Consider the following 20421-nt stretch of genomic DNA (forward strand, 5'->3'; position numbering starts at 1 on the left):
TCCTCCCCCTCAGACCTTCATGACCCGGCACAGGGTCGTCTTGGATTCCTGCATCATCGTCACCGAGTCATAACCGTAGGTGGTCGCGGTATTGACCGCCTCGCCACGCACGATCGGCGCCGCGCCCTCCGGGTAGTACTTGAGCATGTCCTCACCCTGCCACCAGCCGGAGAAGTGGAAGGGCAGGAATACCGTGCCCGCACCCACCCGCTCGGTGACCTGGGCACGCACCTTGAGTTTGGCCTTCGTAGGCGACTCGACCCACATGTAGTCGCCGTTGCGGATGCCCTGATCGTTGGCGTCCTTCGGATTCACTTCGGCAAACATTTCCTGCTGCAGTTCGGCCAGCCACGGGTTGGAGCGGGTTTCCTCGCCACCGCCCTCGTACTCGACCAGTCGGCCAGAGGTCATGATCAGCGGATACTCGCTGGAAATATTCTTGACCTTGTCCTGCATCGACTTGTACAGCGTGGGCAACCGCCAGAAAGCCATCTTGTCTGCATGGGTCGGGTATTTCTCGACCATATCCGGACGCGGCGAGTAAATCGGCTCGCGGTGCAGCGGCACCGGGTCGGGGAAGTTCCACACCAGCGCACGCGCCTTGGCGTTGCCGAAGGGATGGCAACCGTGGTTCTTCATCACTACGCGCTGGATACCGCCGGAAAGGTCAGTTTTCCAGTTCTTGCCCTCGGCAAGCGCCTTTTCCGCATCGGTGAGTTCGTCCCACCAGCCGAGCTTCTTCAGCAGCACATGATCGAACTCCGGGTAGCCCATCTGCAGGTCCGCGCCCTTGGAGGCCGAACCGTCCTCGGCGAGCAACGACACGCCGTCGCGCTCGACACCGAAGTTGGCGCGGAAATTGCCACCACCATCCATGACATGCTTTGACGTGTCGTACAGGTTCGGCGTACCGGGGTGCTTCATCTCGGGGGTGCCGAAACAGGGCCACGGCAGACCGAAGTAGTCGCCGTCGCACGGACCGCCCACCGCCTTCAGCGTCTTCACGTCGAAGGTGTGCATGTTCTTCATGTGCAGCTTGAGACGCTCGGGCGACTGGCCGGTGTAGCCGATGGTCCAGGTGCCGCGGTTGATCTCGCGCAGGATGTCCTCGATCTCCGGCTCGTCCCAGCCCTGCTTGTCCTTGTTGAGCTTGACGTTCTTCACCAGCTCGTCGCCAAAACCGAACTTCTTGGCGAAGGCATACATGATGGTGTGGTCGGGCTTGGACTCGAACAGCGGCTCAATGACTTTTTCGCGCCACTGGATGGAGCGGTTCGACGCGGTACAGGAGCCGTAGGTCTCGAACTGGGTCGCGGCCGGCAGCAGATACACACCGTCCTTGCGCACCATCGCCGCCATCGATGCGGTGGCCGACGGATAGGGGTCGATCACCACCATGGTGTCGAGCTTCTTCATCGCCTCGACCATTTCCGCACCACGCGTCTGCGAGTTGGGCGCATGGCCCCAGTACACCACCGCGCGCAGGTTCGAATCCTGGTCGATCAGTTCGTTGTCCTCGAGCACGCCGTCGATCCAGCGCGACACGGTGATGCCAGACTTGGTCATCATCGCCTCGGAGGCATAACGCCCCTTGATCCACTCGTAGTCCACGCCCCACACCGTGGCCCAGTGCTTCCACGAGCCGGCAGCCAGACCATAGTAGCCGGGCAGCGAATCGGGGTTGGGGCCGACGTCGGTCGCGCCCTGCACGTTGTCATGACCACGGAAGATGTTGGTGCCGCCACCGGACTTGCCGACGTTGCCCAGCACCAGCTGCAGGATGCACATTGCGCGCACGTTGGCGTTGCCAACGGTGTGCTGGGTCTGGCCCATGCACCACACCACGGTCGACGGCTTGTTCTTCGCCATCGCCTCGGCGACCTTGAAGACCTGCTCCTCGGGGATACCGGTGACCTCGGTCACCTTCTCCGGCGTCCAGGTCATGATCTCTTCCTTGACTTTTTCCAGACCAAAGACGCGATCGTTGATGTACTGGGTGTCTTCCCAGCCGTTCTTGAAGATGTGATACAGCATGCCCCAGATGAAGGGGATGTCGGTACCGGAGCGGATGCGGACGTAGTAGTCGGCCTTGGCCGCGGTACGGGTGAAGCGCGGATCCACCACGACCATCTTGGCGCCGTTTTCCTTGGCGTGCAGGATGTGCAGCAGCGACACCGGATGCGCCTCGGCTGCGTTCGAGCCGATGAACAGCATCGCCTTGGCGAACTGCATGTCGTTGTAGGAGTTGGTCATCGCACCGTAACCCCAGGTGTTCGCAACGCCGGCCACCGTGGTGGAGTGGCAGATGCGGGCCTGGTGGTCACAGTTGTTGGTGCCCCAGAAGGACACGAACTTGCGCAGCAGATACGACTGCTCGTTGTTGTGCTTGGACGAGCCGATCCAATAGACCGCGTCCGGGCCACTTTCCTCGCGGATCTTCAGCAGGCGGTCGCCCACTTCGTTCAGCGCCTGTTCCCAGCTGATCTTCTGATACTTGCCGTCGACCAGCTTCATCGGATACTTCAGGCGATGCTCGCCGTGACCGTGCTCGCGCACCGATGCGCCCTTGGCACAGTGCGCGCCGAGGTTGATCGGAGAATCGAACACCGGCTCCTGGCGCACCCATACGCCATTCTTCACCACCGCATCGACCGCACAGCCCACCGAACAGTGGGTACATACGGTGCGCTTGATTTCCTCGCCACCGGCCATGCGGTTTTCAGCCGGCGCAGCGGCTTCGGCGCTACCGATCAGGTTGTAGGGCAGCTGGGTGGCAATCGCACCGGCACCCATGCCGAGGCCTGAATGCTTGAGAAAGGCACGGCGGTCCATGGTCTTGCCCATGATGCGGGCCGCCGAGCTGCGCAAACGCCGGGTGCTGCTGCCGCTCGCGACGGCACTTTTCCTGGTCAACATCGTTTGCTCTCCTTCAGATGCGCGCAGTGCGGTAGTAGTTGCGCATGTGCTCGCTGGTGCCGACGCGCTCGCTGGACGCGGCGCTCTTCACCGCCTGCTCAACTGCCGGTGCAGCCGGCCCGCTTGCCACTGTGGCCACCGCTGCCGCCCCTGCGGCACCGCCAGCCCCGAGCGACAGCAGGAAATTCCGCCGCGACAGCTTGGTCTTGTTTTCGCTCATCCTCGTTCTCCCCATCAATTGGACGGAATACAGGCCGTGGCCGGCCCGATCACACCATGTCGAACGCCTGGCGCTCGATATCGAAAAAGGCCTGCAGCAGACTGCCGACCCGTACATAGAAACTGGCCGACGGCGCCGCCGCGACCTCCGCCACAAAAGCGCCGTACCACGGCGCCAGGTGGCGACCGAAAAAAGCCTGTTGCCGCATCAGGCCTTCGTCGTCCGGACCGGTCACCACCAGATGCCGCATCACTTCGGCCAGTGCGGCGATGTGGTCCTCGGTTTCGGCCACGCCTTCGCGACGACCGAGCCCGAGTTCGATCAGGTCCTCGCGCAATTCCGCCAGCGGTTCTTCCTGCAGGAAGCCGGTCAGGTACCACGAGCCATTGAGCATGACTTCGGCACGGCCCACGCCCTGAAACAGGGCGGAATACTCGGCGGCCACCGCCTCGGCCGTGGTCGCTGCCGCGGCTTCGCCAAGGGCCGCCCATGCCTCGGGAAATGCCCCCTTGCCTGCACCCAGCACCTGCGCAGTCCGGCTCAGCCCCTCCAGCAGGGCTGCATCGGGCGCAGCAAAATACAGGCGCGCAAGCAGCGCATAGTGTTCGGCACGGGCACGGTCCTCATCCGACCACGCCGGTGCGGGCTGCAGACTGCGGGCATCGGTACTCATCGGTGCATTCATTCGGTCATGTCCCAGGCTTTGGTGCTCTTCTCGTTCTTCATCAGGTCGATCACCCTGCAGTCGCCGCACATGCGCAGGCGGCCGAGTTCGGTGGCCGAGGCAAACATCGAGTGACCGGTAAGGCGGGAAATCATCGCCTCGATCATCGGCGAGGCGCCCATCGCCTTGCCGCAGCTCACGCAGTGGAAGGTGTCGGCTTCGCGCAGCTTGCGCGCGCGGCGGGCTTCGTCACCGAACAGCAAACGCGGCTCGAGACTGAGCGCCGACTCCGGACAGGCATTCACGCACAGTCCGCACTGCAGGCAGTTGCGTTCGATGAAATCGAGGCGGTAGGAATCGTTGGACGCGCGCAGCGCACCGGCCGGACAGGCGCCGGTACAGGCCATGCACAAGGTGCACGCATCGCTCGCCATGACCTGGCCGAAGGGCGCCCCGGCCTTGAGTGCCACCATCGCCGGCACACCGGCTTCGGTACGCGCCGCCGGCGCTTCCGCGACCAGATGTCGCAGCGCCAGTTCGAGGGTTTCGCGCTTCTTCGACAGCAGGCGGAAACTCGCCGGCCGGCCCACGGCCATTGCCGGGGTCCAGTCCCACAGCGCGCGCTCGAGCTTCTGCCAGTCGTCTGCATCGGCCGCATCGGCCGCATCGACGATACGGACCGGCTCGCCGGCATAGCCGAGCGCACCGAGGATCGCCGCCGCATGTCCGGCCTGAGCCTGCAGCGGCGCGGGATCGTGGCTGCCGGCCGTCAGTACGGCCACCTGACAGGCACCCATCGCCAGGGTGCCGAGCATCAGGTCGAGGCCGATCGCGTCGGCGCTCCAGATTTCAACCGGAATCACCCGTGCCGGCAGGCCGCGACCGCGGCGCGCCAGCCGCTCGATAAGCTTGCCGCCGGCGTCAGCCGCGTGAAACAGCACGCAGGCATCGCTGCCACCGGCCCGCGCGTATTCGCTCAGCACGGTTTTGACCTGCAAACCGACGTCAGGCACCCGTGGGTACTGGAAGGACAGCGCACCCGACGGGCACACCGTGCTGCAGGTGCCGCAGCCCTTGCACAGATAGGGATCGACCGCGATCACGTCGCCGTTGCTGCGGATCGCCTCGGTGGAGCAGACCTCGATACAGTTGTTGCAGCCCGACTTGCGCGAGCGGCTGTGCGCGCACAGTCCGGACTCGAAGGCCACATAACGCGGCTTTTCGAACTCGCCGACACATTCGCCGAGGGCCTGAACCGCCAGCGCCTGATCGAAAGGATCGCGACCGGGCGCGGCATAGCCGTCGGGCAGTTCGACACGCTTGAGCAGAGGCTTGGCCTGCAGATCGAGCACCAGATCGAACTGCTCGCTGCGTGCAACATCCTTGCGGGAAAAATCGATCGCGCCAATCTCACCACAGGCGGTGACACAGGCGCGATGGCTCTTGCACTTGTTCGCATCAACCTGAAAATCGAAACCGATCGCACCTTCCGGACAGGCCTTGATACAGGCGTTGCAGCGTACGCACAGATCGAGATCGATCGGATTCTGCTGCGTCCAGCTCAGTTCGAAGGCGCCCAGATGGCCCTTGAGCGCCAGCGGGCTGCCCGACCATACCGGATAGGTGTTCTCGACCGGCAATTCGACCTCGCCCGCACGCTCGGTCATCAGCACCGAGACCTCAAAACTGCCGGACAGGCGCTCGGCCCAACCCAGCGCGGCACCCGCTTCGCCGACGATCAGCAAGGCGCGGCCGGCTTGCATCTGCACGCCGGTCACCGGCTCGACTTCGGGCAGGGTGGTCGCCGCCGCGATCAGGGCCGCCATCTTCGGCGTCACTGCTGCGCGCTCGTCCGACCAGCCGGCGTTCTCGCGCACGTTGAAGAAGCGGATCGGGCGGGCGGCATCGATGGAGTCGGCGAGTTCGGAGAACAGAGCCGACTCCTGCGTACAGGAAACCGCCACGTCGCACCCGGCGGCGAGGTCAGCCTCCAGCACCGGCAGTTCGCGGCGGCAGAGTTCGTGATGAGCCGAAACGCCGGCGCCGGACGAAAGTCCGCTCAGCCGCTCGGCGTCGAGGTCGAAGCTGCGATTGCAATCGCAAAGACGGATCTGTTTGCTGCTGTTGCGCATTGGCCCACATCCTTTGAGGTGTGGACCTAAAGCAGCCTCCGGGCCTATGCAATCCACCTCATAAGCACAAAAAGAAACCAGAACACCTGAACGGAACGGAAATCAACGCACCGCAAGGACAAAATGTCTCAGCCGAGCCAATATGTCCCATCAACCCGATTTAGTGCGACGCAATATTGGAATGCGCAGTTCATGCCCGATGATTGAGCCATTTGCCTGAGCTCATCGGCAGCAAACGCAGGACAGAATCCGGAAACCGGGGACGCCCCCTCAGTGCCCGGCAGACGCAGCGCGATCGATGGGTGCGGCTTCGACTCCGCCGGCAGGAGATGCTTCGCCCCCCGCGGCCGCAGGGCAGGGCTGGCTTGGCTCGGTCAGCGCAGGCTCGGTCGCGCCCGCTTCCGGCAGCAAGGCGTCGCCCGCTGACGGCTCGTCCGGGGTCTGCGCGACCTGCTGCGACGTCGACTCGACAGCGGCGTCGGCGCCCTCTTTCTCATCGCGGTCGGCCAGCCATTCGGCCGCCGAGCGCAGCTTGGCCAGCAGTTCCGGCGGAATCGGCGTCGACACGGAGTAGTCGTCGATGTAGATGTCCAGCCCGTCCATCACATTGAAGTGCGGGTCGTTGAACAGCTTCTTCAGCGCCTGCCGACGCAGCCCCTCGCTCACCTCATCCTTGAGGAAGGCGGTGAAATCGGAGTCGAGTGCAAGCGAGGCGATATCTGGCAACGCAGCCGGCTCCGCCACCTGATCGACGCCTGCCGGCGCCCCACCCTCGACAGCCGCAGCGGCCGCGGGCGGAACGGCTACTGCGGGGATCTGCTGTTCCACCTCGACCCCGGTCTCCGCAACCGGCGCCAGCTTCAGGCGTGACCAGCGCGACAGGAACCGTCCCGGTGTGCTCATGCCCGCCCCCTGTCCTGCGCCAGCGGATCATTGCGCCGCACCTTCTTGCGCGGCGCCGGCTTGTAATGCGTATTGACGAAGTCGCCCACCCAGTCGGCCATCTCGCGCGACATCGGAATGCCGTCGACCTGTTCGCCGGAATCCAGCCAGCGCGCTGCCTCGCCGTAACTTACGGAAGTGACCTCGGGCGCTGCAATCTCGCCCTCCTTGCGCCACATCACGAAGACCTTGGGAATCGGCGAACTCATGTTGAGAAAGTAGTTGTCGACCTCGTCGCGAAACAGCTCCAGCCGGAAGCCGTCAAACAGCCACTGATCGCGATCGTCTTCGTTCAGGATCTGGCGCGGCGCCGGCCTCGGCGCGCCCGGCTCGGACTGCGCCTCGGCATCGAACGCCGGCACCACGCCCACTGCCTCCCAGGCCTCATCGACCCAGCGATTCTGCAAGCGTCGACGCTCCATGATCACGGCTACGGGAAAGTGGTGCATGCGGGCATTCCTTGGATGGGTACGAATCTCGTTTACAGAATACGTCAGCCAGCGGCCGCGCGCATCGAAGCGCAGACTCCGCGCCGCCGCCACTGCCCTGCATTGTGGACCGCCCTCACATACAATCGATCCATGCTCATTCCAACGCTCAACCTGATTGGTCCCGGCCGCCTCGGGCGCACCCTCGCCCGTCTGTGGCAGGACAAGGGCCTGGTGCGGATTGGCGCCGTCGCCGGCCGCGATGCCGGACGCTGCAGCAGCGCGCGAGACTTCATCGGTGCAGGCAGTCCCATAACCGAGGGCCAGCTTCCGCCGGCCGACCTGTGGCTGATCGCCACGCCGGACGACGCCATCGCCGGCGTCGCCACTCGTCTCGCCGCAGACGCTGCACTGCGCCAGGGCGACATCGCATTTCACTGCAGTGGCGCGCTCGCCTCGGCCGTACTCGCCCCCCTGCAGGCAAGCGGCGCCCACACTGCGAGCATCCACCCGCTCAAATCCTTCGCCAGCCCGGACACCGCAATCACAAGCTTCGACGGCACCTTCTGCGCCTGCGAAGGCGGGCCCGAAGCCGTGCAGCGCCTCGCCCCCTTGTTCGATGCCATCGGCGCCCGCCGTTTTGCGGTGACGTCCGAACACAAGCTGCGATACCACGCCGCCGCCGTACTGGCCTGCAACCACCTCGTCGCGCTGATGGAGGCCGCACTGCGCTGCATGGAGGGCGCCGGCGTGAATCGCGACACCGCATGGTCCGCACTGCAACCGCTGATCGCTGGCACCCTGGCCAACATCGACCGCAACGGCACCCGCGCCGCACTGACCGGACCGGTTGCACGCGGCGACAAGCAGACCATCCGCGACGAGATCGACGCGACCACGGACCTTGACCCCGAGCTGGGCGAAGCCTACCGGGTGCTGTCGCTGGTGGCGCTCAACCTGGCCCCGCCCGACAACGGCCTCACCCGCGCCGACATCTCAGGCAGTTCAAAGGGGTCAGAGTCGTTTGTTCAAAGGGGTCAGAGTCGTTTGAACGCCGATCAAACGACTCTGACCCCTTTGAACGATGAGGCTACAATCCCCGCTCCACCCCATGGCAAGGCCCGCATGAATCTCCCGACCGCCCGACGCCCTGTGCTCAGCAGCGCCAGCCGACCGCTTACCGTCACCATCCCTGCCGTCAATGAACTCGGCGAGGCAGTGCCCACCGCGATTGCCGGCGAGCACCCACTCACGCTCTACGTCGACAAGCGCGAGATCGTCACCCTGATGACCCTGGGCGCCGCCCCCGAAGCGCTGGCCATTGGCTGGCTGCGCAACCAGCGCCTGGTCAAGAGCCTGGACGAGATCGCCTCGGTACAGGTCGACTGGGAGGTCGAAGCGGTCTCCATCACCACCCGCAATGGCCTGCAGGACGCCGACGAACGCCTCGGTACCCGCACCGTCACCACCGGCTGCGGCCAGGGCACCGTATTCGGTGGGCTGATGGACGAAATCGACAGCATCCGACTGCCTGCCCAGCGCAGCCTGTCGCAGGCCACGCTCTATGCACTGATGGACGCCGTGCGGCATCACGAATCCATCTACAAACAGGCCGGCGCCGTACACGGCTGTGCCCTCGCACACGCCACGCCCGAAGGCAGCGAAGTGCTGATGTTTGTCGAGGACGTCGGCCGTCACAACGCGGTGGACGCAATCGCCGGCCACATGTGGCTGGACGGGCTCGACGGCAGCGACAAGATCTTCTACACCACCGGCCGTCTCACCTCAGAGATGGTGATCAAGACCGCACAGATGGGCATCCCCTTCCTGGTTTCACGCTCTGGCCTCACCAAGATGGGCTGGGACATCGCGCAGAAACTCGGCCTGACCATGATCGGTCGCGCCCAGGGCAAACACTATCTGCTGTTCAGCGGCGAGGAGTACTTCAAGCGATGAGCGCCGAGAAAATCACCGGCGTCGTTCTTGCCGGCGGCATGGGCCGTCGCATGGGTGGCGTGGACAAGGGCCTGGTCGAACTCGACGGCAAACCGATGGCCGCCCATGTGCTGGCACGGCTCGCCCCTCAGGTCGATGAGCTGATGATCAACGCCAACCAGAACACCGAGGCTTACGCGGCCTTCGGCCACCCCGTGTTCGGCGACGACATCCCCGACTTTGCCGGCCCGCTCGCCGGTCTGCATGCGGCGCTGGTGCGCGCCAGCCATCCGCTGGTGGTCACCGCCCCCTGCGACTCGCCGTTTCTGCCCGCCGATCTCGTTGCCCGGCTCGCGACCGCGCTGCACGCCAATGCAGCCGACCTCGCTGTCGCCAAGACCTTCGACCAGGCGCATCCGGTGTTCTGCCTGTGCCGGCGCACGCTGGCCGATCACCTGCACGCCTTCCTTGCCGGGGGCGGGCGCAAGATCGACCGCTGGTACGGCAGTCTCAACATCGTCGAAGTCCCCTTCGACGACGAGGAAGCAGCGTTTCGCAACATCAATACCCGCGATGAACTCAGCGCGGCCGCAAGCGGCACCCTGCCCGGTGGCCGTGACTGATCGCGACCTGCCCCGCCCGGCCGGCGATGCTGCACCGGACAGCCCCAACCTGACCGCGCGTCAGGCCGCGGCCTACCTGCACCTGAACGAGAAGAAGCTCTACGAGCTCGCCAATGCGCGCGAGATTCCCGCGGTGCGCGTCGGCGGCAAATGGCTTTTTCCGCGCCCCTTGCTGGAAGAGTGGCTGCGCGAACAGGCGCACGGCGGTGTGCTCACCGACCGCCTGCTGATCACCGGCAGCGACGACCCGCTGCTCGCGGCCGTCGTCACCTCGCTGGTCCCGCACCTCGGCGGCGAAGCCTATGTGGCCTACAGCCCCACCGGCACCCTGCCCGGGCTGGAGCTGCTGGCCCGCCGCCGCGCCAATATCTGCGCCCTGCACTGGGGCGGCGTCGATACCAGCGCAGCCCAGCACAGCATGCTGCTGCGCCGCTTCAGTCAGCACCCGCAATGGGCCCTGGTGCGTCTTGCTCACCGCGAGCAGGGCGTGATGCTGCGCCGCGAGCTCAGCATCGACGGCATCGAGACGCTCGCCGCCTTCGACTACCGCTGGGCGATGCGCCAGCCCGGCGCCGGCTCACGTCACTTCCTTGAATCGGCACTGGCCAGCCGCGGCTTTCGACCCGAAGACTGCAGCGTAGTCGCCGAAGCCCGCACCGAACGCGAGGCCGCCGGCCTGCTGGCGCGCGAAGAGGCCGACTGCGCGCCGGGCACCCGCGCCGCCGCGGCCGAGTTCGGTCTCGGCTTCATCAGCCTCGGCTGGGAAGCCTTCGACCTCGCATTGCCACGCGAAATCGTGTTCCGCAAGCTGTTCCAGCAACTGCTGCAGTGCTATGGCAGCGCCGACATGCAGCGCCTGGCCACGCGCCTGGGCGGCTACGACCTCAGCCCGCTTGGGCAGGTGCTGGGCTGCGATTAAAAGCGAAGTCGACGACGAAGTCGGCCACCGCCTGCGGATCGTTGATGTCGAGACAGGGCAAGGTCGTGTTCACCGCCACGTCGGTTGCCACCGCAACGATGTTGGGATCGTCCGGAAACAGCAGCGGCTCGGGGACCGCATCGCGATGCACTTCGATCTTCGGGATCGCCGCGCGCTTGAAGCCCTCGACCAGCACCAGATCACAGTGCGACAGCTTTCCGAGCAGCTCGTCCAGAGACATCTCGTCCTCGCCGCGCAGCTCGTGCATCAGCGACCAGCGCAGACCGGAGCTGATCAGCACCTCGCGGCAACCGGCATGGCGGTGGCGCCAGGAATCCTTGCCCTGGTGGTCGATATCGAAGGTATGGTGGGCGTGCTTGACCAATGACACCGCAAGACCGCGCTGCGACAGGATGCCGATCACCTGCTCGACCAGCGTCGTCTTGCCACTGCCGGACCAGCCGGCGAATCCGATCACTTTCATCGTCTCTTTCCTGTCAGCCACCGCTGTTGCGGGCCGCTTCTGCGTGTTCGTTGCGATACATCGGCTCGGCGCGAATCCACAGGGTGAAGGCCGCCCCCTTGCCATAGATGCTATCCACCGTGATGTGGCCACCATAGCGTTCGATCAGTGAATAGCTGATCGACAGCCCAAGCCCGGTGCCCTGCGTCTTCTTGGTGGTGAAAAAGGGGTCGAATATACGCGCGAGATCGTCCTCGCGGATACCCTGACCGGTGTCGCTCACCGTGATGCACACCCCGCAGGGCATGTCATGTTCATCCCACGGGGTCGAACTCAGGGTCAGCGTGCCGCCGTCGGGCATCGCCTGCACCGCGTTGACGATCAGATTGATCAGGACCTGCTGCAGTTCCTGGGTGTTGATCTCCACCCGCCGCGTGGTCTGCAGATGCTGCACCACTTTCACGCCGCGGCTGGTCAGATGCTGCCGCGTGAGCACCAGACAATCGGCAATCACCGTGGCCGGGTCGACCGTTTCGACATAGCCCGCGAACTCCCCGGGGCGGGCAAACTGCAGCAGCTTGGTCACGATCAGCCGGATGCGGTTGACCTGCTCGTCGATCAGGCGGATCTCGCTCATCACCGGCGCAGCCTGCGGCCCGAGCTCTTCGCGCAAGAGATCGAGGTTGCCCTGGATGACCGCCGTTGGATTGCTGATCTCGTGCGCCACGCCTGCGGTCAGCTCGCCAATCGCGGCGAGCTTCTCGCTCATCAGCAACTGGCGCTGGGCAGCACGCAACTCGGTGTTGGCCGTTTCAAGGTCGCGGGTGCGCGCCTCCACCTTGCGGTCGAGCGAAGCGGCAAGCTGCTCGAGCTGGTCACGCTTGAGCGCGAGCACATCGAGCAGGCGATCGAACTCGCGCGCCAGCAGACCGAGCTCGTCGCGACTGTCGACCGGGCCGACCCGTGCCGAATTGTCACCCCGCCCGATACTGCGAATTGCGCCGTGCATGCGCTCGATCGGGCGGAAAATGCTGCGCGCCCAATGCAGCGACCACACCGCACCGATGATGCTGATGGCGAGGAAGAGACAGAAGATCACCAGCAGGGCAACCGTCTTTGCCGCACTGAAAGGCGCCTCGAGAAAGCCGACGTAGAGCATGCCGACTCGCGTCCCCTGGCTGTCGACGATCGGCTCATAGCCCGACACATACCAGTCGTTGACGACGAAAGCCCGCTCCAGCCAGGGCTTCCCATCGGTGAGGACGTGCTTGCTCACCTCGGCCGAGGCCCGGGTGCCAAGCGCCCGTTCGCCCTCGAAAAGACGCACATTGGTGGCAATGCGGGCATCGCCAAGGAAGAGCGTTGCCGTGCCCTTGCTGCCAAGCGGCAGGGAATCCTCGCGATAGACGATGGCATTGATGGTGTCGACGATGCCGAGGTTGCCGTTGAGCAGCACCCCACCCTCGATCACGCCGACCAGGTTGCCCCGGGCGTCGAACACCGGCGCCGCAGCGTGAATCACCATGCCGCGGTCTTCCCGGGTACGCGAATCGGGCGCCGCCCGCGGGGTATCGACCAGCGCGAGGCGCGCACGGTCACGCAGCTCCGGAGAGATCGCGGCCAGTGCGTCGGCGCTGAAGACCTCGACCACGCTGCGCTCGCCCGCGCCCTCGCGGATCGCGCGCGACACGATGGCCCACTCGCCACGCTCCGCACCTGCGGGCAGATGCCCGGTGGAATGCAGAACCCGGCCATTGACATCCAGTACGTTGATGAAGTCGAGGACAAGTTCGCCCTGCTCCGCCTTCAACAGCACACCCGCCCCTCCATCCGCGAGGGCCTGCGCAAGCTGCCGGGATGTTGCCAAGGCGCTTATCCGGGTGCCAACGCCCTCCACCACGCGGTCAAAATACTCGTTGGCGGTAACCAGATCACTGCCCACCTTGAATACCAGCAGCTTGTGATAGTAGGTGTGGCTCCAGTACCAGGTCAGCCCCATCATGATCGGGAAGCCGAGCATCAGCGGCGCCAGCACGAGGAAGAGCAGCTTGGCACGGACCGAGCCGAGGAAATACGCCAGCGGCGGCCTCAGAAAACGGGGAACTTGCATCGAGCGCGACGGCGTCAGACTTCGGCAGCCGCAGGACGCGTGTCCTCGCCCCAGTCAGCAAACTTGCGCTCCAGCGTCTTGCGCGACACGCCCAGACGGCGCGCGGCTTCGGACTTGTTGCCGCCGCAGGCTTCGACCACCCGCAGGATGTGGCGCCTCTCCACCACCTCAAGCGGGAGACAGTCGTCATCATCTACAGACATCGACGCTGTGCTGGCAGAGGACAATGATGCAGCCGGGAAAGCACCCAGAATCAGCGAACGCTCGACGAAGTTGCGCAACTCGCGAACGTTGCCTGGCCAGGCGTAAGCGGCAAGCCCGCTCACCAGGCCGTGCGACAGCGGAAGCGGCGCAACCCCAAGCTGCAGCGACAGCATCTCCATGAAGTGCCGCATCAGGTCGGGGATGTCCTCCACCCGCTCGCGCAGCGGCGGAATGCGGATATCGACCACCGCCAGGCGAAAGTAGAGGTCCTGGCGGAAGCGCCCGGCTGCAACCTCGGCGGCCAGGTCACGGTTGGATGCGGCGATGATGCGCACATCCACCGGGATCTCGCGCTCGGAGCCGACCGGACGCAGCTTGCGCTCCTCGAGCACGCGCAACAGCCGGGTCTGCATCGGCAGTGGCAGCTCGCTGATCTCGTCCAGGAACAGGGTGCCGCCATGGGCGTAATAGAACAGGCCGTTGCGACTCTCGCTCGCACCGGTGAAGGCCCCTTTCACATGCCCGAAAAGCTCACTCTCGATCAGTTCCGACGAGATCGCCGCGCAATTGAGCGGCACGAAGGGGCGCTGCGCTCGCGGACTGGTCTGATGCAGCGCTCGCGCGACGACTTCCTTGCCGGTACCGGACTCCCCCAACAACAGTACCGTGCTCGGCGTCTGCCCGACACGCCGAATCATCGCGCTCAGCTGCTGGATCGCAGTCGAGTGTCCAACCAGCCCAACCACATCGGTGGCCCGCTCAGCCAGCTCGCGCCGCAGCACGAAATTCTCGCGCGCCAGATGGGCGCGTTCGAAACAGCGCTTGATCGAATTCAGGATCTGATCGATGCGAAAGGGCTTGAGGATGAAATCGGACGCCCCGCCGCGCAGTGCATCGATCGCGGTTTCCATGTCGGCAAAGGCGGTGATCAGGATCACGTCGCCGCCAAAGCCCTGCTCGCGCAGTTCGTGTAGCCATTCGATGCCCGACTTGCCCGGCAGGGCGATGTCAAGAATGATCAGATCGAAGTGCAGGCGCGACATCAGTTCGACCGCCTGCTCGACACAGCCCGCGGCTTCCACCATGCCGCAACGGCGCTTGAGGGTGCGCTCGAGGAAGTGGCGCATGCCCTCCTCGTCGTCGACGATCAGCACCGAATGGGCCTGCCAGCTGAACTCGTGCTTGTCCGCCGGCTCCGTTGCCGGCACTGCAGTCTCAGGCTGCATCATGTCTCCTCATCACCTGCGGCTACCCCCTTCAGAACGGCTTGAGCACAACCAGAAACACGACCACCAGCAGCACCACGACGGGAATCTCGTTGAATACCCGGAACCAGACGTGGCTCTTCGTGTTCTTGCCAGCCGCAAAGTCGCGCATCAGCTTGCCGCAATAGAGGTGGTAGCCAATGAGGCCCACCACCAGCGCGGTCTTGGCATGCAGCCAGCCGCCGGCAAAGCCGTAGCCGAACCACAACCAGAAGCCGAGACCGACGGCCAGAATGCCCAGCGGGGTCATGAAGCGGTAGAGCTTGAATTCCATCAGCGCGAGGCGCTCGCGGGTCGCCGCATCCTCGACCATCGCATGGTTGACGAACAGGCGAGGCAGATAGAAAAGACCGGCGAACCAGCTCGTGACAAGAATGATGTGCAGCGCCTTCACGGTAAGCATTGAAAAAACTCCGGCGAATCAGGTGGGCAAGAGGGATTGAAGCGTAAACGACTGTCGTGCCGCCTGCAGGCCGGCACTCACCGTCGGATAACGCAGGCGGGCGCGCAGTTCCCGGTACATGCGACGATTGCCGATGCGACGCGACTCCGCCATGAACGAAAGCGTCATTGCCGGCAGCCTGAGCGCGATCTCGTCGCGACTCAGGCGCTGCGGGCGCGCCAGCCCGAAGGCGTCGGCAACGGCATCGAAGTATTCCCCCATCTGCAACTCGGTATCGTCCACCGCGTTGTACACCCGGCAACTGCGGCCACGGAACAGGGCCAGCACCGCAAGCCGTGCGAGATCGTCGGCATGGATGTGATTGGTGTAGACATCATCCTCGGCGCGCAACACCGGATCGCCGCGACAAATGCGCTCCAGCGGCAGGCGCTCGCTCGCGTAGATGCCCGGCGCCCGCAGCACGCTGACACCCACGCCGCAGCGACGCCCGAAGGCACGCAACTGGCGCTCGGCATCGACCCTGCGCGCAGCACGTGGCGAACGCGGCCTGGCGGGACGGGTCTCGTCGATATGGGCGCCGCCACAGTCGCCGTAAACCCCTGTCGTGCTTATGTATATGAGGTGCTGTGGTAGACTCGGCCGGCTTGCTAGCGCAGCGAGAAGATGGCGGGTACGGGGATCGGTTCTGCCCTGTGCCGGCGGGGGGGCAAAATGCAGCACTGCGTCGGCAATGCCGGCCAACCGGACGAGGCTGCGGCGATCATCGAGATCGGCCAGCAGTGGCATCGCACCCAGCCGGCGCATGCCTTCGACAGCCTCTGTCCGGCGGACAAGGGCGAACACGCGGAACCGCCGCACCAGCCAGGGAATCGCACGCAGGGCAACATCGCCGCATCCGACGACAAGAATTCTTTTCATTCGCACATTATCTCACGCCCCATGCCGTATCAGATTTCGCTCCAGCCCGGTGGCCAGACCTTCTCCGCCGATGCCGACCAGACCATCCTCGAAGCCGCACTCGAGGCCGGCCTGCTGCTGCCCTACAGCTGCCGTGACGGCGCCTGCGGCGCCTGCAAGGGCCGGGTGATCAGCGGCGAATTCGACGTCGGCGGCTATTCCGCCAGCGCCCTGTCCGACGCCGAGCGCGAAGCCGGCATGACCCTGTTCTGCCGGACGCGGGCGCACTCGAGCATGGTTCTCGAGGCACGCAACGTCAGCCGCGCAGGCGACATCCCGGTCAAGAAGCTGCCGTGCAGGGTGCAGAAGCTGACCCGGGTCGCCGACGACGTCATCGTGCTCGAGCTCAAGCTGCCCGCCAGCGAGCCATTCCGTTTCAACGCCGGTCAGTATGTGGACATCCTGCTGCCCGATGGCGCGCGCCGCAGCTTCTCGATCGCCAATGCCCCGCACGACAACGGCCACATCGAGCTCCATGTGCGCCTGATCGCGGGCGGCCGCTTCACCGGACAGGTGTTCAGCACCATGAAGGAGCGTGACATCCTGCGCTTCGAGGGACCGCTCGGCAGCTTCTGGCTGCGCGACAACACACGCCCGATCGTGATGGTGGCCGGGGGCACCGGCTTCGCCCCCATCAAGGGCATGATCGAACACGCCATTCACGCCGGCATCACGCGCCCGATCACGCTTTACTGGGGCGCGCGTCAGCCAGAGGGGTTGTACATGGACACGCTTGCACGCAGCTGGAGCGAAAACCTGCCCGGTTTCAGCTATGTCCCAGTGATTTCCGATGGTCTTCCCGACGACGGCTGGGACGGCCGCCGCGGACTGGTGCACGAAGCCGTATTGGCGGACTTCGCGGACCTGTCCGCCCATGAGGTCTATGCCTGCGGGGCGCCACCCATGATCGATGCCGCGCGCAGCAGTTTCGTTGAGGCACGCGGCCTTGCCGAGGATGCCTTTTTCGCCGACGCATTCACCTTCGCCATGCAGAACGCCTGAGCCAGGACCATGAGCCAGACCACCTTCATTACCCGCGAACCCGTGGTCAACAAGAGCCGGGCGATCACCGCAAACCGCCTGATCGCGCACGGCCCGAATATCGGCGAGGTGGTCGAGACCCTGAATGGCCTCGTCGATCAGTGGCCGACCCACCACCCGGTCTTTGTCAGCCTCGGTCGCCTTGTACCGACGCCGGCGCTCATGGACTGGGCCGCGCCGGCGAACGCAATGATCGAGATTCCCGCCCAGGCACTGCCCCATCCGCAGACCCAGGCCCTGCTGCCAAAACTGCAGGAAGCCGGCATCAGCGTCTGTCTGACCTGGTTCGCGAACGGCACGGTCCTGCCGCCGGGTATCGACTGGCGCTTCGTCCTGATGGATGCACGCAAGCATCCGGCACCCACCGGCTCGCCTGGCCTCAGCATGGCCTGGGGGCTCAAGGATGTAGCGGCCTTCCGCCAGGCGGTGGGGGCCGGATACGATGGCGCTTCGGGCTGGTTCTTCCTTTACGGAAACCCACCGGCAAAGGAGCTCTCGCCCGGCCATGCGCAGATCGTCAGGCTGCTCAACCTGGTGCGCAACAATGGCGAGATCCGCGATATCGAAGCCGTGCTCAAGCAGGACGTCGCACTGTCCTACAAGCTGCTGCGCTATATCAACTCAGCCGGCTTCGGCCTGATGTGCGAGATTCAATCCTTCCGCCACGCGGTCAGCATTCTCGGCTACTCGAACCTGCACAAGTGGCTTTCTTTGCTGCTGGTCACCGCCAGCCGCGACCCCGGCGCCCCCGCGATGATGCAGACCGCAATCGCCCGCGGACGGCTGATGGAGGAGATCGGAGGCGGCTTCTTCGACAAGTCGGAGCGCGACAACCTCTTCATTACCGGTGCCTTTTCGCTTCTGCACATCCTGCTGGGCACATCGATGCAGGCCCTGCTCGACGAGATGCATCTGCCAGCATCGGTAACGGACGCCCTGCTCTCCGACGAGGGCGACTTCGCCCCCTTCCTGAGACTCGCACGCCACTGTGAAAACTTCGATGGCAGCAGTCTGATCAAGGCTACGGCAGAGCTGCACCTGTCGGCCGAGCAGATCAACCGCGCCCAGCTCGTCGCTCTGGGCTTTGCAGACAGCCTGCAAGCCTGAATCGCAGCGCGCATTCGTTCACATCCAAGCATGCGCGCAGGCCCTAGAATGCGCCTCACCGCAGCCAATCCAGTTCGCTCGTATTCATGACCCAGGCTTTGCCCGGACCGTCCAGCCTGCACCCCCTGCCGGAAAGCGGCGCGACCGTGCTGCGCCTGCTCGCAGCCAACTCGCCGAACTGGCCCGAGGTGGCGCTGGTGGCTGCGCGCGACCCGGCCCTGTGTCTGCTGCTGCTGTCGTCCGCACCGCTGGCGCGGGATGAGCTCGAACAAGGGCTCAATACCGCGCTGCGGCACCGGCTTGAAACCCTTGGGCCGGACCTGCTGCGTGCCTGGCTGCTGAGCCAGGGCTACGCCGATATGAGCACGGGCAGTGTGCAGGCGCTGGTGGTGGCTGAATGTGCGCTCCATCTTGCGCTCGAAACCCACTACCCCAGGCCTGACGAAGCCTATCTGGGCGGACTGTGGCACACGCTCTTTGCCCGCCCGCGCGAAGCGTGCGCCACGCCCGGTGTGCTGCAGCCCGATAGCGGCCGCCAGCATCTTGCCCGGCTCGTCCGCAACTGCGGCCTGCCCGGCACCCTCGCCGATGCGCTCGAACTTGGCGACCTGCTCGACGAACAATTGCGCGGCGCCCACCCGCTCGTCGGCCTGCTAGCAGCCGCTCATCGCCTCGCCGGCGACGGATGGGAGGAACGCATCCCCCGGATCGAATCCCTGACCGGGTTGCCATCGACAAGCCTCATCAGCCTGCGCTCGGACGTCGGCTACATCGTCGCCGGCCACGCCGCCTATCCGGCCCCGCCGGGCAACGCCACGACGCTGGTCGCGAACAGGGGGCTGCCTGCACTGATGGAGGACGAACCGTTTCGGGCCGCCGCCCTGCATGGCCTGATCGTTGCCGGGTTTACGGAGCTCGACCTGGACGCCACCGCCGCGCGGCTGGCAATTGCATGCCCCCTGCTCGGCCGCTGTGAAATGCCCATCGTGCTGATTCCCAACGAGAAGGGCGTGCTGCTGCCGCTTCTCAAGGCCGCAGAGGGCTCGGTCGCTGCTTGGCTGCAGGAGCTGTCGCTGCGCGAAGACGATGAAGCCAGCTGCATTTCACTTGCACTGCGCAGCGGCGAGCGCACCAGCTGCTTTCCCGCCAGCAATGCCCCCGGACGCAGCATGGCCGACTGGCATCTGGTGCGCTGGCTCGGGCAGCGCGGCTTCTGCTGTCAGCCCTTGCTCCTCGGGCCGCTGCGCGGCGTGGCACTGATTGGCCTGGCGCACGAACAGGCGCTGAGCGGCGCGGCACACTGGATGATCGGCGAGCTGCTCTCTGCTGCCGCCCGCAACATCCTCTCCGCCCAACGCCAGCATGCTGCCGTAGCCGCCCGCGAATCCGAACTGCATGCGCGCTTCCGTGAGCACGTTCGTCGCATTGCCCACGAAGCCACCAACCCGCTGACCGTGATCAAGAGCCGGCTCAGCCTGCTCGTTCAGAGCCATGCAGACGACAGTTCGCTGCAGGAGGACATGAGCCTGCTCAACGCCGAGCTCGATCGCATCGGCAATCTGCTGCGTTCGGCGGGCAACCTGCCACAAGAGGGCGCCGAGGCTCCAAGCTGCCGCATCGTCGATCTGCTGCATGAAATGCGGGCGCTGTACGCCGACACGCTGTTCGCGCAGCGCGACATACAGTTCGAGCTTCGCGCCGTGGCCGGCACGCCCAGCGTCGCAATGCCGGCCTCCGCACTGAAGCAGGTGCTGCTCAACCTGCTGCGCAACGCGTCCGAAGCCTTGCAGCCGGGTAGTCGCCTGTCGCTTTCATTCGCAGGGCAGATCATCGCCGACGGTCGCGCCTGCGCCGAACTGCGCCTGATCGACAACGGCCCCGGGCTTCCGCCCGAGCGTGCCGCCAATCTGTTCGCCCCGGCGACCAGTCAGAAAGGGGGACAGCACCAGGGCGTGGGCCTCTCGATCGTGCGCGAAATCCTGACGAAATGGCACGCGTCCATACTGTGCCGGAGCCAGCCAGGCAGCGGGACCAGTTTCCAGATCTTCATCCCACTGGAACATTCCGCCTGAGTGTTGCATTATCCTGAAAG

The 20421-nt window shown here is 65.2% G+C and carries 17 protein-coding genes and 1 pseudogene; 7 read left to right on the plus strand and 11 right to left on the minus strand.

Annotation, left to right across the window (positions count from 1 at the left end; genetic code table 11):
• Window positions 1–9: 9 nt before the first annotated feature.
• The 6 genes from CEW83_RS13395 to CEW83_RS13420 all read right to left on the minus strand — a co-directional run bounded on the left by CEW83_RS13395 (window position 10) and on the right by CEW83_RS13420 (window position 7323).
• Window positions 10–2916 (minus strand): formate dehydrogenase subunit alpha, encoded by a 2907-nt coding sequence (locus CEW83_RS13395; RefSeq protein ID WP_108949793.1) that lies wholly within the window; start codon window positions 2914–2916, stop codon window positions 10–12.
• A 13-nt stretch (window positions 2917–2929) separates the two neighbouring features.
• Window positions 2930–3136, minus strand: a complete 207-nt coding sequence (locus CEW83_RS13400; protein WP_108949794.1) for a hypothetical protein — start codon at window positions 3134–3136, stop codon at window positions 2930–2932.
• A 49-nt stretch (window positions 3137–3185) separates the two neighbouring features.
• Window positions 3186–3809, minus strand: coding sequence for a TorD/DmsD family molecular chaperone (locus tag CEW83_RS13405; protein WP_234418818.1), 624 nt, complete (start codon window positions 3807–3809; stop codon window positions 3186–3188).
• Window positions 3810–3817: 8 nt separating this feature from the next.
• Window positions 3818–5932: a 4Fe-4S binding protein gene (locus CEW83_RS13410; protein ID WP_108949796.1), complete on the minus strand. Its 2115-nt coding sequence runs from the start codon at window positions 5930–5932 to the stop codon at window positions 3818–3820.
• Between the two features lie 270 nt (window positions 5933–6202).
• A complete protein-coding gene (locus CEW83_RS13415) occupies window positions 6203–6835 on the minus strand; it encodes a DUF3306 domain-containing protein (protein WP_108949797.1) in 633 nt (210 codons plus the stop codon).
• The gene (locus CEW83_RS13420; protein WP_108949798.1) at window positions 6832–7323 is read right to left on the minus strand and encodes a DUF3305 domain-containing protein; all 492 of its coding nucleotides are present in this window, start codon (window positions 7321–7323) and stop codon (window positions 6832–6834) included. The genes CEW83_RS13415 and CEW83_RS13420 overlap by 4 nt, the downstream gene beginning before the upstream one ends.
• A 132-nt stretch (window positions 7324–7455) precedes the next feature.
• Here CEW83_RS13420 and CEW83_RS21445 point away from each other — a divergent pair.
• The 4 genes and pseudogenes from CEW83_RS21445 to CEW83_RS13435 form a co-directional block, all read left to right on the plus strand.
• Window positions 7456–8184 (plus strand): annotated as a pseudogene (locus CEW83_RS21445) (Rossmann-like and DUF2520 domain-containing protein); the annotation flags it as partial.
• Window positions 8185–8427: 243 nt separating this feature from the next.
• On the plus strand, window positions 8428–9258 hold the full coding sequence (locus CEW83_RS21450; RefSeq protein WP_234419087.1) for a formate dehydrogenase accessory sulfurtransferase FdhD: 831 nt from the start codon (window positions 8428–8430) through the stop codon (window positions 9256–9258).
• On the plus strand, window positions 9255–9860 hold the full coding sequence (gene mobA, locus CEW83_RS13430) for a molybdenum cofactor guanylyltransferase MobA (protein WP_108949800.1): 606 nt from the start codon (window positions 9255–9257) through the stop codon (window positions 9858–9860). Before CEW83_RS21450 ends, mobA begins: the two co-directional genes overlap by 4 nt.
• Window positions 9853–10779, plus strand: a complete 927-nt coding sequence (locus tag CEW83_RS13435) for a helix-turn-helix transcriptional regulator (protein ID WP_234418819.1) — start codon at window positions 9853–9855, stop codon at window positions 10777–10779. The genes mobA and CEW83_RS13435 overlap by 8 nt, the downstream gene beginning before the upstream one ends.
• On the opposite strand, the gene mobB is transcribed toward CEW83_RS13435, so the two are convergent.
• From mobB to CEW83_RS13460, 5 genes are read right to left on the minus strand one after another with little or no spacing between them, the layout of a single operon-like run.
• The gene (gene mobB / locus CEW83_RS13440; protein WP_108949802.1) at window positions 10745–11263 is read right to left on the minus strand and encodes a molybdopterin-guanine dinucleotide biosynthesis protein B; all 519 of its coding nucleotides are present in this window, start codon (window positions 11261–11263) and stop codon (window positions 10745–10747) included. The two genes, CEW83_RS13435 and mobB, sit on opposite strands and share 35 nt — an antisense overlap.
• Window positions 11264–11276: 13 nt before the next feature.
• Window positions 11277–13352 carry a sensor histidine kinase gene (locus CEW83_RS13445; RefSeq protein ID WP_108949803.1) on the minus strand — a complete coding sequence of 692 codons (2076 nt, stop codon included), beginning with the start codon at window positions 13350–13352 and terminating at the stop codon, window positions 11277–11279.
• Between the two features lie 14 nt (window positions 13353–13366).
• Entirely contained in the window at window positions 13367–14782 is a 1416-nt protein-coding gene (locus CEW83_RS13450) for a sigma-54-dependent transcriptional regulator (protein WP_108951401.1), read from the minus strand.
• A gap of 31 nt (window positions 14783–14813) precedes the next feature.
• Window positions 14814–15224: a CopD family protein gene (locus CEW83_RS13455; protein ID WP_108949804.1), complete on the minus strand. Its 411-nt coding sequence runs from the start codon at window positions 15222–15224 to the stop codon at window positions 14814–14816.
• Between the two features lie 18 nt (window positions 15225–15242).
• Window positions 15243–16142 (minus strand): NAD-dependent epimerase/dehydratase family protein, encoded by a 900-nt coding sequence (locus CEW83_RS13460; protein ID WP_108949805.1) that lies wholly within the window; start codon window positions 16140–16142, stop codon window positions 15243–15245.
• A 21-nt stretch (window positions 16143–16163) separates the two neighbouring features.
• Between CEW83_RS13460 and CEW83_RS13465 the strand changes: the two genes are divergently transcribed.
• The 3 genes from CEW83_RS13465 to CEW83_RS13475 all read left to right on the plus strand — a co-directional run bounded on the left by CEW83_RS13465 (window position 16164) and on the right by CEW83_RS13475 (window position 20401).
• Window positions 16164–17183, plus strand: coding sequence for a CDP-6-deoxy-delta-3,4-glucoseen reductase (locus CEW83_RS13465; RefSeq protein WP_108949806.1), 1020 nt, complete (start codon window positions 16164–16166; stop codon window positions 17181–17183).
• Window positions 17184–17192: 9 nt separating this feature from the next.
• Window positions 17193–18329 (plus strand): EAL and HDOD domain-containing protein, encoded by a 1137-nt coding sequence (locus CEW83_RS13470; RefSeq protein ID WP_108949807.1) that lies wholly within the window; start codon window positions 17193–17195, stop codon window positions 18327–18329.
• Between the two features lie 86 nt (window positions 18330–18415).
• Window positions 18416–20401, plus strand: a complete 1986-nt coding sequence (locus CEW83_RS13475; protein ID WP_108949808.1) for a sensor histidine kinase — start codon at window positions 18416–18418, stop codon at window positions 20399–20401.
• The last annotated feature ends 20 nt before the right edge of the window (window positions 20402–20421 follow it).

Origin of the sequence: Parazoarcus communis, from assembly GCF_003111645.1 — a bacterium.
GTDB classification, from domain to species: Bacteria; Pseudomonadota; Gammaproteobacteria; order Burkholderiales; family Rhodocyclaceae; genus Parazoarcus; species Parazoarcus communis_A.

Excerpts from the sequence above, each read along its gene's own strand:
- CEW83_RS13400 (WP_108949794.1), bottom strand. The coding sequence starts at position 3,136 with ATGAGCGAAAACAAGACCAAGCTGTCGCGGCGGAATTTCCTGCTGTCG.
- CEW83_RS13465 (WP_108949806.1), top strand. The coding sequence starts at position 16,164 with ATGCCGTATCAGATTTCGCTCCAGCCCGGTGGCCAGACCTTCTCCGCC.
- mobB (WP_108949802.1), bottom strand. The coding sequence starts at position 11,263 with ATGAAAGTGATCGGATTCGCCGGCTGGTCCGGCAGTGGCAAGACGACG.
- CEW83_RS13445 (WP_108949803.1), bottom strand. The coding sequence starts at position 13,352 with ATGCAAGTTCCCCGTTTTCTGAGGCCGCCGCTGGCGTATTTCCTCGGC.
- CEW83_RS13405 (WP_234418818.1), bottom strand. The coding sequence starts at position 3,809 with ATGAGTACCGATGCCCGCAGTCTGCAGCCCGCACCGGCGTGGTCGGAT.
- CEW83_RS13395 (WP_108949793.1), bottom strand. The coding sequence starts at position 2,916 with ATGTTGACCAGGAAAAGTGCCGTCGCGAGCGGCAGCAGCACCCGGCGT.
- CEW83_RS13460 (WP_108949805.1), bottom strand. The coding sequence starts at position 16,142 with ATGAAAAGAATTCTTGTCGTCGGATGCGGCGATGTTGCCCTGCGTGCG.
- CEW83_RS13420 (WP_108949798.1), bottom strand. The coding sequence starts at position 7,323 with ATGCACCACTTTCCCGTAGCCGTGATCATGGAGCGTCGACGCTTGCAG.
- CEW83_RS13455 (WP_108949804.1), bottom strand. The coding sequence starts at position 15,224 with ATGCTTACCGTGAAGGCGCTGCACATCATTCTTGTCACGAGCTGGTTC.
- CEW83_RS13415 (WP_108949797.1), bottom strand. The coding sequence starts at position 6,835 with ATGAGCACACCGGGACGGTTCCTGTCGCGCTGGTCACGCCTGAAGCTG.
- CEW83_RS13450 (WP_108951401.1), bottom strand. The coding sequence starts at position 14,782 with ATGCAGCCTGAGACTGCAGTGCCGGCAACGGAGCCGGCGGACAAGCAC.
- CEW83_RS13475 (WP_108949808.1), top strand. The coding sequence starts at position 18,416 with ATGACCCAGGCTTTGCCCGGACCGTCCAGCCTGCACCCCCTGCCGGAA.
- CEW83_RS13470 (WP_108949807.1), top strand. The coding sequence starts at position 17,193 with ATGAGCCAGACCACCTTCATTACCCGCGAACCCGTGGTCAACAAGAGC.
- CEW83_RS21450 (WP_234419087.1), top strand. The coding sequence starts at position 8,428 with ATGAATCTCCCGACCGCCCGACGCCCTGTGCTCAGCAGCGCCAGCCGA.
- CEW83_RS13410 (WP_108949796.1), bottom strand. The coding sequence starts at position 5,932 with ATGCGCAACAGCAGCAAACAGATCCGTCTTTGCGATTGCAATCGCAGC.
- mobA (WP_108949800.1), top strand. The coding sequence starts at position 9,255 with ATGAGCGCCGAGAAAATCACCGGCGTCGTTCTTGCCGGCGGCATGGGC.